15 protein-coding genes and 1 pseudogene are annotated in these 14,242 nt (G+C 65.9%); 6 read left to right on the forward strand and 10 right to left on the reverse strand.

All coding sequences use genetic code 11. The features are described 5' to 3' along the window. Positions 1-38: 38 nt before the first annotated feature. From E0W60_RS17775 to phnN, 3 genes are read left to right on the forward strand one after another with little or no spacing between them, the layout of a single operon-like run. On the forward strand, positions 39-1,241 hold the full coding sequence (locus tag E0W60_RS17775; protein WP_135705093.1) for an alpha-D-ribose 1-methylphosphonate 5-triphosphate diphosphatase: 1,203 nt from the start codon (positions 39-41) through the stop codon (positions 1,239-1,241). Beyond that, complete coding sequence (locus tag E0W60_RS17780) at positions 1,238-1,960, forward strand: DUF1045 domain-containing protein (RefSeq protein WP_135705094.1); 723 nt, start codon at positions 1,238-1,240, stop codon at positions 1,958-1,960. Before E0W60_RS17775 ends, E0W60_RS17780 begins: the two co-directional genes overlap by 4 nt. After that, positions 1,957-2,532, forward strand: a complete 576-nt coding sequence (phnN, locus tag E0W60_RS17785; RefSeq protein WP_135705095.1) for a phosphonate metabolism protein/1,5-bisphosphokinase (PRPP-forming) PhnN — start codon at positions 1,957-1,959, stop codon at positions 2,530-2,532. Before E0W60_RS17780 ends, phnN begins: the two co-directional genes overlap by 4 nt. A 1,263-nt stretch (positions 2,533-3,795) precedes the next feature. Here the strand turns inward: phnN and E0W60_RS17790 are convergent. From E0W60_RS17790 to E0W60_RS17815, 6 genes are all read right to left on the reverse strand, one after another. Beyond that, positions 3,796-4,269: a GNAT family N-acetyltransferase gene (locus tag E0W60_RS17790; protein ID WP_135705096.1), complete on the reverse strand. Its 474-nt coding sequence runs from the start codon at positions 4,267-4,269 to the stop codon at positions 3,796-3,798. 5 nt (positions 4,270-4,274) lie between these two features. Next, positions 4,275-4,811, reverse strand: a complete 537-nt coding sequence (locus E0W60_RS17795) for a phosphonate degradation HD-domain oxygenase (RefSeq protein WP_135705097.1) — start codon at positions 4,809-4,811, stop codon at positions 4,275-4,277. A gap of 5 nt (positions 4,812-4,816) precedes the next feature. Beyond that, positions 4,817-5,629, reverse strand: a complete 813-nt coding sequence (gene phnE / locus E0W60_RS17800; RefSeq protein WP_133098298.1) for a phosphonate ABC transporter, permease protein PhnE — start codon at positions 5,627-5,629, stop codon at positions 4,817-4,819. A gap of 74 nt (positions 5,630-5,703) precedes the next feature. Beyond that, positions 5,704-6,702, reverse strand: coding sequence for a phosphonate ABC transporter substrate-binding protein (gene phnD, locus E0W60_RS17805; protein WP_135705098.1), 999 nt, complete (start codon positions 6,700-6,702; stop codon positions 5,704-5,706). Positions 6,703-6,763: 61 nt separating this feature from the next. Beyond that, positions 6,764-7,612, reverse strand: a complete 849-nt coding sequence (gene phnC, locus E0W60_RS17810; protein WP_135705099.1) for a phosphonate ABC transporter ATP-binding protein — start codon at positions 7,610-7,612, stop codon at positions 6,764-6,766. Positions 7,613-7,690: 78 nt separating this feature from the next. Then, on the reverse strand, positions 7,691-8,341 hold the full coding sequence (locus tag E0W60_RS17815; RefSeq protein WP_135705100.1) for a DUF1345 domain-containing protein: 651 nt from the start codon (positions 8,339-8,341) through the stop codon (positions 7,691-7,693). Between the two features lie 332 nt (positions 8,342-8,673). Here E0W60_RS17815 and E0W60_RS17820 point away from each other — a divergent pair, with 332 nt between their 5' ends. From E0W60_RS17820 to E0W60_RS17830, 3 genes and pseudogenes are all read left to right on the forward strand, one after another. Beyond that, on the forward strand, positions 8,674-8,916 hold the full coding sequence (locus E0W60_RS17820; RefSeq protein WP_218959717.1) for a hypothetical protein: 243 nt from the start codon (positions 8,674-8,676) through the stop codon (positions 8,914-8,916). Positions 8,917-9,139: 223 nt separating this feature from the next. Next, a pseudogene (locus tag E0W60_RS17825) lies at positions 9,140-10,097 on the forward strand (tripartite tricarboxylate transporter substrate-binding protein). Positions 10,098-10,262: 165 nt separating this feature from the next. Continuing rightward, positions 10,263-10,565 (forward strand): hypothetical protein, encoded by a 303-nt coding sequence (locus E0W60_RS17830; RefSeq protein WP_133098303.1) that lies wholly within the window; start codon positions 10,263-10,265, stop codon positions 10,563-10,565. A gap of 335 nt (positions 10,566-10,900) precedes the next feature. On the opposite strand, the gene E0W60_RS17835 is transcribed toward E0W60_RS17830, so the two are convergent. Genes E0W60_RS17835 through E0W60_RS17850 form a run of 4 tightly spaced genes read right to left on the reverse strand, consistent with a single transcriptional unit; the run spans position 10,901 to position 14,148 of the window. Beyond that, positions 10,901-11,926 carry a TGS domain-containing protein gene (locus tag E0W60_RS17835; protein ID WP_135705101.1) on the reverse strand — a complete coding sequence of 342 codons (1,026 nt, stop codon included), beginning with the start codon at positions 11,924-11,926 and terminating at the stop codon, positions 10,901-10,903. 25 nt (positions 11,927-11,951) lie between these two features. Beyond that, the gene (gene amrS, locus E0W60_RS17840) at positions 11,952-13,094 is read right to left on the reverse strand and encodes an AmmeMemoRadiSam system radical SAM enzyme (RefSeq protein ID WP_240745952.1); all 1,143 of its coding nucleotides are present in this window, start codon (positions 13,092-13,094) and stop codon (positions 11,952-11,954) included. Beyond that, a complete protein-coding gene (locus E0W60_RS17845; RefSeq protein ID WP_135705102.1) occupies positions 13,091-13,885 on the reverse strand; it encodes a hypothetical protein in 795 nt (264 codons plus the stop codon). Before E0W60_RS17845 ends, amrS begins: the two co-directional genes overlap by 4 nt. A gap of 11 nt (positions 13,886-13,896) precedes the next feature. Next, entirely contained in the window at positions 13,897-14,148 is a 252-nt protein-coding gene (locus E0W60_RS17850) for a DUF1488 domain-containing protein (RefSeq protein WP_133098306.1), read from the reverse strand. Between the last annotated feature and the right edge of the window lie 94 nt (positions 14,149-14,242).

The following is a 14,242-nucleotide window of genomic DNA, read 5'->3' on the forward strand; positions in this document are numbered from 1 at the left end:
ACATCTGCTTGTCATTTGCCGGCGCTAACGTCCCGTCCATGCATACGATCATTCCAACCCAAGCGCCGCAACTGAGCGGCATCACGGGGCGCCGCGTGCTCGGTGCAGCGGGCCTGGGGCCGGCTACACTAGGCTGGCGCGATGGCACGGTGGTCCAGCATGCGCCTGCATCCGGCTTATGGATCGACGCGGGCGACCTGCTGGTGCTGCCTGGCATCGTCGATATCCATGGCGACGCTTTCGAGCGCGCGGTCATGCCGCGACCGGGCGTCAGTTTCCCTTACGCGGGTGCGCTGCTCGACGTGGACCGCCAGCTGCTGGCAAACGGCATCACCACCGAGTTCCATGGGGTGACCCTGTCATGGGAGGGCGGGCTGCGCGGCGAAGCATATGCGCTGCGCATGTTCGAAGCGCTCGCGCAGCTACGCCCCGTGCTGGGCGCCGAGCACAAGGTGCATCTGCGCTTCGAGGCATTCCACCTCGCCGGCATCGATACGGCGCTGGCCTGGATCGCCGACAGGCGCATTGGTCTGCTCGCCATCAACGACCACTTGCCGATGATGGCGCGCCGCATGGCCGACGAAGGCAAGCTGCGCCAATACGCCGAACGCGCCGAGTGCGACGTCGAGACCTTCCGCCGGCGCCTGCGTGCGGCCAGCGCCAATGCGCAGGAAGTGCCGGAGGCGATGGCGCGCCTGATCGCCGCGGCGCGCGCGGCAGGGCTGCCGGTGGCTTCGCATGACGACCCGGACGTGGCCACGCGCCAGCACTACCACAGCCGCGGCTGCCGTATCGCCGAGTTTCCGCTGACCGTCGACGCCGCCACGCTGGCGCGCCAGCTGGGCGACGACATCGTGTTCGGCGCGCCCAACGTGGTGCGCGGCACCAGCCACACCGGCGCACCCAACGCGACCGAGATGGTCGCCGCCGGCCTGTGCACGGTGCTCGCTTCCGACTATTACTACCCGGCGCCGCTGCAGGCGGCGCTGCGCCTGGCGCAACTGTGCGTGCTCGAATTGCAGTGTGCGTGGCACCTCGTGTCGCGCAACCCTGCGCGCGCCGCCGGACTGCGCGACCGCGGCACGCTCGCCGCGGGCCTGCGTGCCGACGCGATCCTGGTCGACGACCGGCAGCCCGGCGCGCCGCGCGTCTGCGCCACCATCGTCAATGGCGAACTGAAGCATGCCGCAGCGATGCCGCCGCTGGTCGATCTTGCCGACGCCGGCACACTGGCGGCATGACCATGCACGCACACCGTTACGCGATCTACCTGGCGCCGGGCGAGCCGTTCCGTACCTTCGGCAGCCAGTGGCTCGGCCGCAATGCCGATTCCGGCGCCGCCGCGCCCATGCCGCCCGGCTTCACAGCGCCGCCGTCCGAGTGGGTGCGGGCGCCGGCCCACTATGGCCTGCATGCCACGCTGAAGCCGCCGTTCCGGCTTGCCGAGGGCACCGACGCCGCGCAGCTCGACGCCGCCGCCCGTGCTTTTGCGCGCGGCCGCGCAGCGTTCGACACGCCGCTGGCGTTGCGCTCGCTGCGGGGCTTTGTCGCATGGTGCCTGGCCGAAGCGTCGCCGCCGATGCAGGCGTTGGCCGATGCCAGCGTGGTGGCATTCGAGCGCTTCCGGGCGCCGCCGGCCCCGGCCGAACTGGCCCGACGCGTGCCGGAGCAGCTGAGCGCGGCACAGCGCAAGATGCTCGATGCGTGGGGCTATCCGTATGTGTTCGAGACCTTTGTCTTCCACATCACGCTGACGGGCATGCTCGATGCCGCCAGCGAGGCCGCCGCGCTGGCACGGCTGTCGGCGGATAGCGGCAAGCTGCTGGAAACGCCGCTGCATGTCGATGGCATCAGTGTGTTCGTGCAGCCGCAGGCGGGCGACGCCTTTATCGTCGGGCGCCACTATGGCTTCGATGGCGGTATCGATGATGGCGCCGGTGCGGCGTACCTGGACGCATGAATACGGGAATCAAGACTGACGGCAGTGGCCTGTTCTACGTAATGGGGCCGTCCGGCAGCGGCAAGGATTCGCTGCTGCGCGCGCTGCGCGAGCGCTTGGGTCCAGAGGATCGCGTCGTGGTGGCGCATCGCTATATCACGCGCGAGGCCGATGCCAACGAAGCGTCGGTGGCCCTTAGTCCCGATGAGTTCCGGCGCCGCCAGGCGCTTGGGTGCCTGGCGCTGAACTGGCACAGCCATGGGCTGCACTATGGCATTGGCGTCGAGATCGAGCAGTGGCTCGCCGCAGGGCTGACGGTGATCGTCAATGGATCGCGGGAGTACCTGCCGCAGGCGGTGGCGCGCTATCCGAAGCTTTGCGCGATCCATGTACGGGTCAAGCCAGAGGTGCTGGCTGCGCGGCTGCGTCAGCGTGGGCGCGAGTCAGAAGACGCCATCGCGCGGCGGCTGGTGCGTGCGGGGCAGGCGTTTGATGTTCCGGATGGGTGTTCGTTGGTGGAGATTGATAACAGTGGGGCGTTGGGGGCATCGGCGGAGGTTTTGGCGCGGGTGGTGGGGGTTGGGGGGGATTAGCAGGGGTTTTGGGACTGGGGTCGCTGTTGGTGACATGCTGTTGGCCGTTGAAGCGTTGGGGTCGCGGCTGGTGACATGCTGTCGGCCGTTGAAGCGCCTGGTTCCGCCCTGCTGGGCGGGTCACTTTTTGGCCGAGCGCCAAAAAGTAACCAAAAAGCGCGTCGCCTGCGGCTGGCTGAGCCAATTTGGCGCTTCCGGTTATATGGGCGGCGTTGGTCTCAGTGAGGCGTGGTCGCGATGCCAGCCTGCTACGCCAGGTGAGTGAATGTCGGTGCCTGACGAATCCCCACTTTTGAACCATCCCCAGGACGGGCGTAGGCCGCCTGCTACCTGCGGCATCGCATCATCGCCTACGGCTGCGCTGCGCGCGGCTCAGTCTCGCGGGTGGGGTGCCCTGGCACGAACCCGCATCGCTTCGCTCGCTGGGCGGCGACGGCAATGGCCAGGGCGAGATCGGCGCTCAGCCACCTTAGGGCCCGCGCGTAGCGCAGCCGAAGGCGTCCCACCGATACGGCATGCAGCAGGCGGCCTACGGCCGGCATGGGGATCGTCCAATAGTGGGTCGACGCAGCCACTATCCCTGACGAATCCCGACTATTGAACCATCCCCAGGACGGGCGTAGGCCGCCTGCTGCCGGCGTCAACGCGGGGACGCCTTCGGCTGCGCTGCGCGCGGCTCAGTCTCGCGGGTGAGGTGCCCTGGCACGGACCTGCGTCGCTGCGCTCGCAGGGGCGCTGTTGGTGACCAAATCCAAATCGGCCGCTCTGTCACCTTGGGCCCGCGCATAGCGCAGCCGAAGGCGTCCCACCGATATGGCATGCAGCAGGCGGCCTACGCCCGGCATGGGGATCGTTCAATAGTGGGTCGACGCAGCCACTATCCCAAACTCACCTGGCGTAGCAGGTTCGAACCACTACCCACATCGGCCGGAAATCACCACCGCCCGAACGACCCACGCCGATGAATTGATAGCCAGCCGCTCAGGCGACGCGTTTTTTGGTTACTTTTTGGCGCTCGGCCAAAAAGTGACCCGCCCAGCAGGGCGGAACCAGGCGCTTCAACGGCCGACATCATGTCACCAGCCGCGACACCTAAGCTTCAACGGCCGACAGCATGTCACCAGCCGCGACACCTAAGCTTCAACGGCCGACAGCATGTCATCAGCAGCGACACCTAAGCTTCAACGGCCGACAGCATGTCATCAACAGCGACACCTAAGCGTCAAAGCCCGACAGCATGTCACCAACAGCGACAGCCCCGCCTCAAAGCCCAACACTAAAACTAACCCCATGCTCAATAAACCCAAGCCCCCGATAAAACCGATGCGCCTGCAGCCTCCGCGCATTCGATGACAACGCCAGCTTCGCAGCCCCAGCCTCCCGCGCCAGCCGCATGGCCTCCCGCATCATCGCCTTGCCAACGCCCATGCCGCGCGCATGCGGCGCGACCACGACGGCTTCGACGATCGCCTCGGGCCGTCCATCATGAACCATCACAGGAAACACCAGCAGGCTGAACGTGCCAAGCGGTATCCCGTCAGCCCCCACCATCATGTAGCAACGATAATCCGGATAGCGCCGCATGGTCGCATACCGCTCGCGCATCGTCTCCAGCGACAACGGTGGCTCGCCATCCATGGCGGCGAGCAGCGCCGACAGGTGCCGCAGCTCGGCATCGGAACCGCGCACCTCGCGCAGCGCCAGCACGGCTTCGGCCGTGTCCTGCAATCCGTTCATACCATTCACGAGGGGGCGTGCGCGCAGCGCGCGGCGATAGCGAGGTAGTGTGCCAGCGGCGGCGTGGCCAGGTCGACAACCTTGGCCAGGTCGTCGTAGCGGCGCAGGCGCACCGCGGCGTCGGCATGGGCGCTGGCGGCGAACGCCTCGGCGCCGGCCGCGTCATAGGGCCCGCCCTGCAGCGCCAGGCTCTGCACTGAGGCGGGCGACAGGGTGTCGAAGTAGGCGCGATCGACCGCGCACAGGTAGCGCTTGGCGGCGACGTGCAGCCGCACGGGCTCGGTAACATGCTCGCCAAACAGCGCCGCAAGCGCGTCGGCGGCGGCCTCCTGGTGGCGCATGTCGGTGGTGGTGCTTTCGGCGAGCATCAGGTGGCCGATGTCGTGCAGCAGGGCCGCTACGACCAGCGTATCGGGCTCGCCGGCCTGTTCGGCCAGTTGCGCGCACTGCAGCGCATGGGCGGTCTGGCTGATGGACTCGCCGCCATACCATTCGGTGCCATGGCTGGCGAAGAGGGCTTCGATGCGTTCGATCGTCAGCATGTCGCTCACACCAGCACCTTGCGAATCTGCGCCGAAATAATGTCGATGCTCGACACAAACAGGATGATGATGATCATCACCGCGCAGGTCTGCCCATACTGGAAGCTGCGGATGATTTCCCACAGCACGGAGCCGATGCCGCCGGCGCCGACAATGCCCACCACCGAAGCCGAACGCACGTTCGACTCGAAGCGGTACAGCGCAAACGACAGCCACAGCGGCAGCACCTGCGGAATCACGCCGTAGACGATCTCTTCGACCGGGCCGGCGCCGGTGGCGCGCACGCCTTCGACCGGGCGCGGGTCGATCGCCTCGACCGCTTCCGCAAACAGCTTGGCCAATACGCCGGTAGTGTGGATCCAGATTGCCAGCACGCCAGCGAACGGTCCCAGGCCGACGGCGACGATGAACAGCATCGCGAACACCATCTCGTTGATGGCCCGGCAGGCATCCATGACGCGGCGCGCCGGCTGGTAGACCCACGCGGGCACGATATTGGCCGAGCACAGCAGCCCCAGCGGCACCGCCATCGCGACTGCCATGGCGGTACCCCACAGCGCGATCTGCACGGTGACGAGCATCTCGTCCAGGTAGTGGCGCCAGTCGCGGAAATCGGGCGGGAAGAATTCGGCGGCGAATTTCGCCATGTTGTCGGAATCGCGCAGCAGGTCCAGCGGGCGCATGTCGGCGCCTTGCCAGGACAGGCCGAGCAAGGCCAGCACGACCGCCCAGGTCAGCGTCATGGCAAGGGACGTGCGCGGCGGCCTGGCGGGGTTTCGGGACGACGGGGGCAGGCCGGGCGTGGCGGTGGCGGTCATGGGCAATCCGGTTTGAAGCAGGGAATGTGGGGACGGCACAGGGCCGGCGCCAGGCCGGCCCTGCAAGGCGCAGCTTACTGCGCGGAGGTGGCCGCGGCGGCCTTGTCCAGCTCGGCCAGTCGGCGCGAGACGTCGGCCAGGCGCTTGTCCTTGTCGGCAGCGGCCAGCGTGGTGTCGGTCTCGATCTTGGCCTTCTCCCGGGCCAGCTCGATCTGGCGGATCGGCACCAGCTGCGCGTCGGTGGAGGGGCGGAAACCCTGGTACGTCAGCGCGGCCAGCACCTGCTTCTCGCGTGCCGCGTCGGTGCCCTTGCCGTAGTTGACGAAGAAGGTCTGGATCTTCTTCTTCAGCTCGGGCGACAGGTCCTTGCGGTAGACCATCGGATCGGCCGGGATCAGCGGCGACTTCCACAGCACGCGTACCTGGTCAAACGGATTCTTGCCCGTGTTGATGCGGTAGCGCTCCATGTTTTCGGTGTTGTTCACCGCCACGTCGACCTGCTTGTTCAGCACCGACAGCAGGTTGGCTTCGTGGTTGCCGATGCGCACGGCCTTGAACAGCGTCTTCGGGTCGACCTTGTTGGCGGTCCACAGGTAGTAGCCCGGCACCGCGGTGCCCGAGGTCGAGTTGGGGTCGCCGGCGCCGTAGCTCAGCTCCTTGCCGCGCTTGATCACGTCCTCGACGCTCTTCAGGTCGCTGTCCTTGTTGACGATCAGCAGCGACCAGTAACCCGGGTTGCCGTCCTTGTCGATCACCGAGGCAAAGACCTCGCCATTGGCGCGGTCCACGGCTTCCATCGCGGACTTGTTGCCGAACCAGGCGATCTGGACCTTGTTGAAGCGCATGCCTTCGATGATGCCGGCATAGTCCGAGGCGAAGAACGGCTTGACCGTCACGCCCAGCGTCTTGCTGAGATCGTCGATCAGCGGCTGCCAGGCTGCCTTCAGGTTTGACGACGACTCCGTCGAGATAAAGCCGATGTTCAGGCTCTTGGCGTCCTGGGCAAATGCGGACAGGGACGGCAGGGCGACCAGGCCGGAAGCGACGACGGCGACAAAGGTTCTGCGAAGCATGGACAACTCCGATTGGGAAAGCTTGGGAAAGACTGCGGGAAGGGGCGGGAAGGGGCGGCGCTCAGGCGGCCGCCAGGTTCATGGTGACCATCGCGGGCGCGGGCATTGCCGCGGCGGGTTCGTCGGCATCCGTTGCGGCATCGTGCAGCAGCTCGTCGGCCTCGGTGCCGTACAGGTCGCGCAGCATGGCCGACGTCAGCGCCGCCGAGGGACCGTCATAGACCACCTTGCCGTGGCGCAGCGCCACCACGCGCGGGCAGTAGCGCATGGCCACGTCCACCTGGTGCAGCGATACCACCACCGCCACCTTGCGCGTGCGGTTGATCTGGGTGAGCAGCGACATCACGCGGCGCGACGACTCCGGGTCGAGCGAGGCGATCGGTTCGTCGGCCAGGATCACGCGCGCGTTCTGCACCAGCGTGCGTGCAATCGCCGCGCGTTGCTGCTGGCCGCCCGACAGCGTCGAGGCGCGCTGAAACGCATAGTCGTCTATACCAACCTGGGCGAGTGCATCGAGCCCGGCACGCAGTTCATCGGCCTTGAAGATGCGGAACAGGCTGCGCCATTTCGGGATGCGGGCCAGCATGCCGACCAGCACATTGGTGATCACCGGCAACCGGCCCACCAGGTTGAACTGCTGGAAGACGAAGCCGATTTCGCCGCGCACCTGGCGCACGTTGCGGGCCAGGCGGCCATTGCGCTGCACCGGGCGGCCGTTGACCAGGATCTCGCCGGCATCGGCGGTGACAAAGCCGGCCATGTGGCGCAGCAGCGTAGACTTGCCCGATCCCGAGGCGCCCAGCAGTGCAACCATTTCGCCGGGGGCAACGCTAAGCGTGACCTCGTCAAGCGCCTTGCGGTCCGCGCGGAACGATTTGGAAAGCCCGCGGACTTCAATTGTGTGGGTCATGACGACTCCGTGGCTTGAATGACGTCACGGATTCTGGCGGGCGTATATGTCAGACAGATGAACGCCGGACCACCCGTGCTACAAGCCGCCGAGGGCGTTCACGGTGAACGCCAGGATCCCCATGTTGAACAGGAACGCGGCCATGCAGTGCGCCAGCACCACCCTGCGCATATGCGCGCCGTGAATGGTGATGTCCGACGTCTGGAACGTCATGCCCAGCGTGAAACTGAAATACAGGAAGTCCCAGTAGCCGGGTTCCCGCACGCCGGGCACTTCCAGTCCGCGCCGGTCGCCGGTGGGCGACTGCAGGTAGAAGAGATGCGCATAGTGCAGCGTGAAGACAGTATTGGCGAAGAGCCAGGACAGGACCAGCGTGGCGACGATCAGCGCGACGTCGAGCCAGTGCGGCGTCCCGGGGCGCGCGACCAGCGTGCCGATCGCCACCAGGATGACCATCGACAGCAGCACGGTGATTGCCAGCAATGCGGGCCGGTTGGCGTCGTTGTGTTCTGCGGTGCTCCGCATCGTAGCGGCATCGGCGCGCAACAGCGGCAGCGCGGCGCCAAGGAAGACCAGCGCGGCGAAATCGAAGCCGATCAGCAGCGCGATGCGCAGCTGCGCGCCGAGTGCTGCCGCCGCGCCGGTCGCGACGATCAGGATCGCGCCGCACACCAGGAAGCGCGGCGGCGCAAGTCGTTTGCCGATGGCAATGAAGGGTGTCGTGTGCATGGCTGAGGCTACTGTCTTTCATTGGCGCAGGCTGCCGGCGCTGCGCGGGCGCGGCGGGAATTCGCATACCGACTAACCGGTCGGACATTGCCGCCGCATCTCCATGTTGCACCGCGGCGCGAGCGCCGACTGGCAGGGCAATGTGAGGATAATGCAGCGGCTCTTCGTTCTGCATCCGGCATTGAACAGTCCCGGGTGACCGACTAACATGGACTTTCGCGGCGCGAACGGTAAGCGTCGCCAGCCAATCTAGGCGCCCCGGAAAACAGGGTCTGCACCACCAGACCGGACCACAGAGGGCGCTAGCGCAGTCCCGTTGCAACACACTACCCATGTTTGCCGAGGAGACGCCTGTGCTGAGTCATCACGAGTTTGCCACCCTGGTCCTTGTCAACGACAGCAGCGACCCGCCCGAGCTGGACCGGACCGATGTGGAAGCGCTGCTCGCGCACCAGCTGATAACGCTCGAACGGGTCGGGCCCAGTGTCAGCCGGCCGCAGGTCACGCTCCAGGGTTACCGTTTCCTCAAGGCGCTTGGGCGCATCCGGGCGAAAGAGCCGCGCGCCTGCCGGTAAGCTCTGCCATGCGCGGCTTGCCGCCGCTGCGTGCCTGCCAGTCCCTCGAAGTCATCCCTGCATTCGGTTTTGCCATATGGTCCGTTCGGGAAATCCGGATAGCCAGCCGTAGCCTTGTGCTGCAATCTGGCGCCGATCGATAACCGACCGGCGCACAGGTGCCGGCAGCATGGAGACGGCAACGATGGTGACGCAAGCAGTGCAGGGCAAGGGTTGGCAATGGATGGTGGTCGGAGCGCTGGGCCTGGCGCTCGCCGGCGGGACGCAGGCTGCGGATGCCTTTCCGTCGAAGCCGATCACGCTGGTGGTGCCGTTCTCCGCAGGCGGACCCACCGATGTCGTGTCGCGGGCACTCGGCCAGGCGATGGCCAGGGACCTGGGCCAGAGCGTGGTGGTGGAAAACCGCCTGGGCGCCGGCGGGACCGTCGCGGCGGCGTTCGTGGCGCGCGCAGCCTGATGGCTACACCATCCTGATCCATCACAACGGCATGGCCACCGCGCCGGCGCTGTACAAGAAGCTGTCCTACAGTCCGCTGAAGGATTTCGAATATATCGGCCAGGTTGCCGATGTGCCGATGACGTTGCTCGGCCGCAAGGACCTGCCGCCCGCCAACGCGGCTGAACTGGTGAAGTACGTAGCGCAGAACAAGGACAAGGTGTCGCTGGCCAATGCCGGCCTCGGCGCGGTGTCGCAGTTGTGCGGCCTGTTGTTCGAGGAAGCGGTGCACGTCAAGATGACGGCTGTCCCTTACCAGGGAACGGGTCCCGCGATGACTGCCCTGCTGGGCGGCCAGGTCGACCTGCTGTGCGACCAGACCACCTCGACGCTGCCGCATATCAACGCCAACCGCGTCAAGCTGTATGGCGTGACCACACCCAACCGCATCAAGGCGCTGCCTAATGCGCCGACGCTGCAGGAGGGCGGGTTGAAGGGCTTTTCGATGAAGGTCTGGCATGGCGTGTACGCGCCCAAGGGCACGCCGCCGACCGTGGTGGCGCGGCTGACCAAGGCATTGCAGCAGGCGCTGAAGGATCCGGTGGTGGCCAAGCGCCTCGATGACCTGGGCGCCGAGATCGTGCCCGCAGACAAGCAGACGCCGGAGGGGCTGAAGACCTGGCTCAAGGCCGAAAGCGACAAGTGGCAGCCGCTGCTGAAGACCATGAAGGTCGAGGCCGACTGAGCGCGCGCGAACATCGAACTCGACTGACGGGGGGCAGTGCCGGCCGCGCGCGCCGGCACGCCTCCCGGGATGCTCCAGGCGTATTAACATGGGAATGAGCGGAGGCGGCTGCTGCCCGCGCTGATGACGTCCACGCCACGGTCTTCCGCGCGATGGGAGAAAGACATGGCAACTTACGAGTTCAAGGACAAGGATCTCCAGTTCCTGGCCCAGGGTGCTGACTCCTGTTTTGCGTCTCCTGACACGGCTTTCGTTGAATGCGCGGACGGACATCCGGCATTCATGGTGACATGGCCGGAGAGCGGATCGACGATGATGAGCCTCAAGGTGCAGATCCGGGCAAGCCAGTACGCCAGTTACCTGACGGATCCGTTCAGGGGACGGGAAGTCCTGCGCAAGGCTGTCGAAGATCGCCTTGCGCTGATCCACACCGTGAAAAGCGGAGTGCTGCTGGCTCCCGATATCTAGGGAACACCCAACAAAAAAGCACCTTCTGCAGGTGCTCGGCGCTTTCCGCCCTTTCAGCCTTTTCAGCCACCAGGGGGCGTCCGAACCGGGTCAGCAACTCATGATCCGGCTCGGACCTGCAGGCGTATTTCGCCTGCACGATCACGCTTCAACCAGCAAACCATCCAGGAAACATGATCGTTTCGCTGACCTGCCTTCGCCTTGTCAAAGCGCCTCTCAGCCAGCAGGTTGATTATAGGGCGGCCGACGAACAGGTCAACGTGAATCCGGCTGTGCCGCCGCGCGCAGCCTGATCCACTCTGCCAAGGGGCGCAGGCTTTTGGCCGGCGATGCGCCTATGCATGCAGTTCCACGACGTCCCGATCGGCGACCGGATGATCGGCGCCCACCTGCTGCCCGCTGAACTTGCCGCTCCCCCAGATGCGGGCGAATTTGAACGTACGCGCGAGATCCGGGTGCACCCGCAGGGCGACATCCAGTACGGTGTCGCCGCGGCGCATCGTAAACGGCCGACTCTGCTCGACGGGTTTCCCGGGGGCCTTGGTGTAAACACGCACAATGCCCAGGGCCCTGAAAAGAAACGGACCGATTTCGGCCAGTCCTTGTCCGCGGGTTGCCGAGGTTGCGAGCGCCGGAAAATGTACGCCGAGCAGGTCTTCGAGCACGGCCGCGTCGTCGGGGCTGGCGAGATCGGCCTTGTTGGCCAGCAGCAGTGCAGGGAGGTGGACACTGAACGGGTCAGGCGCCGACGCCGGCGATGCGGCCGATGCGGCAGGGCTGTCCGCCTCGCCTGGCCAGCGCTCCGACAGGTTGATCCTGGCTTCGGCGAGTCGCCGGAGAATCAGCGCCAGCTGTTCCGTACAGTCGGGCGCACTCAGGTCGACCACGAGCAGCACGCCGTCTGTCACCCGCACCATGTCGGTGATCCCGGGTTGCATGAATTCGGCTGAGACAGGTGGCAGGTCCACGAGCTGGAATGCAATGTCCTCGAACGGCAACATGGCGGGGACCGGAAACTGGGTTGGGTGAGGATAGGGCCCGGCCTCGCTGCCCGATCCTGTCAGCTGCGCATGCAGGCTGGATTTTCCCGCGCCGGACGGGCCGATCAGGCAGAGCTGGGCCGCGCCTTCGGCATGCACCGCATGTGACGGCCCCTTGCGAGCCGCCTTCCCGTGGCCCGCGGATTCGTGGGTCAGTTCCCTGATCCGCGATTTGATATCGGCTTGCAGGCGCTCCGTCCCCTTGTGCTTGGGAATGACACGGAGCATCTCCTTCAGGCACTCGAGCTGCTCACGCGGCTGGCGCGCCAGCCGATAGGCCTGCTCGGCCTGTTTGTACTCGGGAGAGAGGTTTGCTGGCATGGGCCGTCAGCGCTGCACCACTGGGCTACGTTCCGATGTGCACGGGAATCCGGCGCCGCCCGAAGTGATGCTCGAAATGCCCGAAGCAACCGGCAACCGGCTCAAAGCAGTCGGGGCAGGTTCCGGTTGGCGTGAGGCGATAGCTCTCGATCGCATGCCAGTCGCGCACGATCAGCGGTGCGCGGCAGGCGGGGCAGTAGGTGGTTGCGCCTTCCCTGTCGTGGACGTTGCCGGTGTACACGTAACGCAGCCCCTCATCGATCGCGAGCTTGCGGGCATGCGCCAGCGTGGAGAACGGCGTCGGCGGCACGTCGCGCATCTTGTAGTCGGGATGAAACCCCGTAAAGTGCAGCGGGACGTCGGTGCCAAGTTCCCTCGCGATCCACCGGGCCTCCGCGCGGATTTCCTCATCGCTGTCGTTCTTGCCGGGAATCAGCAGGGTTGTGATCTCGAACCAGACTTTGGTCGCGTGCTTCAGGTACAGGAGCGTATCCAGCACAGGCTGCAGATGTGCGCCCGTGAATGCAACATAGAACGCGTCGGTAAAGCCCTTCAGGTCGACGTTTGCCGCGTCCATCCGGCCATAGAAATCGCGTCGTGCCTGCTCGCCGATATACCCGGCGGTTACCGCCACCGCCATGATGCCCAGTTCGCGGCAGGCATCGGCAACGTCCATCGCGTATTCGGCGAAAATCACCGGGTCGTTATAGGTGAAAGCCACGCTCTTGCAGTCATGGGCCGCCGCCGCTTCGGCAATGGCTTCGGGCATGGCTGCCACGGCCAGTGTCTCCATTTCACGCGATTTGCTGATGTCCCAGTTCTGGCAGAACTTGCAGGCCAGGTTGCAGCCTGCCGTGCCGAACGACAGGACGGCGCTGCCTGGGTAGAAGTGGTGGAGCGGCTTCTTTTCGATCGGGTCGATGCAGAAGCCGGATGAGCGGCCATAGGCGGTCAGCAGCATCCGGCCGCCAACCCGCTGACGCACGAAGCAGGCGCCGCGCTGCTCGTCATGCAGGCGGCAATGGCGCGGACACAGGTCGCATTGCATGCGGCCGTCGTCCAGGAAATGCCAGTAGCGACCAGGATATGTTGCCGGAGAGGGGTTTTCGCTTGCCGTCATGGCATGTTTCTCCTGAAGCGCGCTTTCAGGCGGTTCGGGTACCGTCATGTCCCTTCCTCCAGGATGCGGCGCCGCTTCAGCCTAAGCAAGACGCCATACACGGCCAGCGCTGCGATCACGTGCTTGAGCGTGTGCCCGCTGACCAGTCCCGTCAGCGCGGCGATCTGGTGGTCCAGTACATCGCAAGCCAGGGCCAGCGCATAGCCGCCGGTGATGGCCAGCACATCCCGGTCGCCAGTGTAGCGCGGTGCATAGAGGCAGAGCAGTAGCGGCACCACCAGCATGGCGCAGGCCTGGACCAGGAGGTAAGGGCGCAGGTCTCCGCTGCCGCGGGCTTCGCTCCATGCCCAGTAGCCGACGCTGGCCGGCCCCGCGATCAGCAGCAGCGGCAGCAGCCGCAAGCCGGCCTTCAGGCTGGCGCGCTCGCACACGTTGGCGCCCAGCCAGGCCATCAGCGCGAGCGCCAGCGGTGCCCGGTCCCACACCAGCCGCTGGTTGTCCGGGGCCAGGTGGTAGTAACCCGAGCCCAGCCCCACGAGGAAGACGGCGAGAAAAAGCACCCGGTAAGGCCAGGCCTCAACGGGTGCGATAAAAGCTCGGCTGGAGGCGCTCGCACCGAGATAGCGCAGGCCGGCCGCGCCCGCGAGCAGGAACAGCAGGTTCGAGCCAATGTCGAGGCAGTGGGGCGTGCCGAAGCAGGCGTAAGGATCGGCAAAACGATGATACTGCGGCGGCTGCGCGATGCGCGGCAGCAGCCAGGCCCCGGCGGCCATGGCCGCCACCAGCAGCCAGACCGCGGCAGCCCTGGCGGCAGCGGGGGCTTGCCGGCAGGCGCGCATTAGCAGGCTCCTCAGTGCAGCACGTAGAGAGTCTGCTGCCCCTCGGCATAGAGCGCCATGGCGATCTTCAGAATCTCATCGCGATGCCGGTCAAAGGAGGCCAGCACCCCGGCTTCGTCGGAACAGGGCGCGGAGTCGAAACTCAGCAGTACGCGGTCGTCCACAAGGAAGCTAATTTCGCGTGCGTTGTCATAACCCCAGAACCACACGCCATGCCTGGATGCATCATAGCTGCGGCTGGGGTTGGGGAAGGCAAGTGCCATACAAGTTGCGTGTCATGTGCCGCGTCTGTGCGGCCAACCGATTTATGTCTTCTTCTTGGCGACACCTTCGTTTCCGACCCTCGAATGAACCATG

The sequence above is a fragment of the Cupriavidus oxalaticus genome, from assembly GCF_004768545.1.
Taxonomy (GTDB): Bacteria; Pseudomonadota; Gammaproteobacteria; order Burkholderiales; family Burkholderiaceae; genus Cupriavidus; species Cupriavidus oxalaticus_A.

What these genes read in the sequence shown, in the direction of transcription:
- E0W60_RS17775 (WP_135705093.1), top strand. Translation starts at nt 39, where the DNA reads ATGCATACGATCATTCCAACCCAAGCGCCGCAACTGAGCGGCATCACG.
- E0W60_RS17780 (WP_135705094.1), top strand. Translation starts at nt 1,238, where the DNA reads ATGACCATGCACGCACACCGTTACGCGATCTACCTGGCGCCGGGCGAG.
- phnN (WP_135705095.1), top strand. Translation starts at nt 1,957, where the DNA reads ATGAATACGGGAATCAAGACTGACGGCAGTGGCCTGTTCTACGTAATG.
- E0W60_RS17790 (WP_135705096.1), bottom strand. Translation starts at nt 4,269, where the DNA reads ATGAACGGATTGCAGGACACGGCCGAAGCCGTGCTGGCGCTGCGCGAG.
- E0W60_RS17795 (WP_135705097.1), bottom strand. Translation starts at nt 4,811, where the DNA reads ATGCTGACGATCGAACGCATCGAAGCCCTCTTCGCCAGCCATGGCACC.
- phnE (WP_133098298.1), bottom strand. Translation starts at nt 5,629, where the DNA reads ATGACCGCCACCGCCACGCCCGGCCTGCCCCCGTCGTCCCGAAACCCC.
- phnD (WP_135705098.1), bottom strand. Translation starts at nt 6,702, where the DNA reads ATGCTTCGCAGAACCTTTGTCGCCGTCGTCGCTTCCGGCCTGGTCGCC.
- phnC (WP_135705099.1), bottom strand. Translation starts at nt 7,612, where the DNA reads ATGACCCACACAATTGAAGTCCGCGGGCTTTCCAAATCGTTCCGCGCG.
- E0W60_RS17815 (WP_135705100.1), bottom strand. Translation starts at nt 8,341, where the DNA reads ATGCACACGACACCCTTCATTGCCATCGGCAAACGACTTGCGCCGCCG.
- E0W60_RS17820 (WP_218959717.1), top strand. Translation starts at nt 8,674, where the DNA reads ATGTTTGCCGAGGAGACGCCTGTGCTGAGTCATCACGAGTTTGCCACC.
- E0W60_RS17830 (WP_133098303.1), top strand. Translation starts at nt 10,263, where the DNA reads ATGGCAACTTACGAGTTCAAGGACAAGGATCTCCAGTTCCTGGCCCAG.
- E0W60_RS17835 (WP_135705101.1), bottom strand. Translation starts at nt 11,926, where the DNA reads ATGCCAGCAAACCTCTCTCCCGAGTACAAACAGGCCGAGCAGGCCTAT.
- amrS (WP_240745952.1), bottom strand. Translation starts at nt 13,094, where the DNA reads ATGACGGTACCCGAACCGCCTGAAAGCGCGCTTCAGGAGAAACATGCC.
- E0W60_RS17845 (WP_135705102.1), bottom strand. Translation starts at nt 13,885, where the DNA reads ATGCGCGCCTGCCGGCAAGCCCCCGCTGCCGCCAGGGCTGCCGCGGTC.
- E0W60_RS17850 (WP_133098306.1), bottom strand. Translation starts at nt 14,148, where the DNA reads ATGGCACTTGCCTTCCCCAACCCCAGCCGCAGCTATGATGCATCCAGG.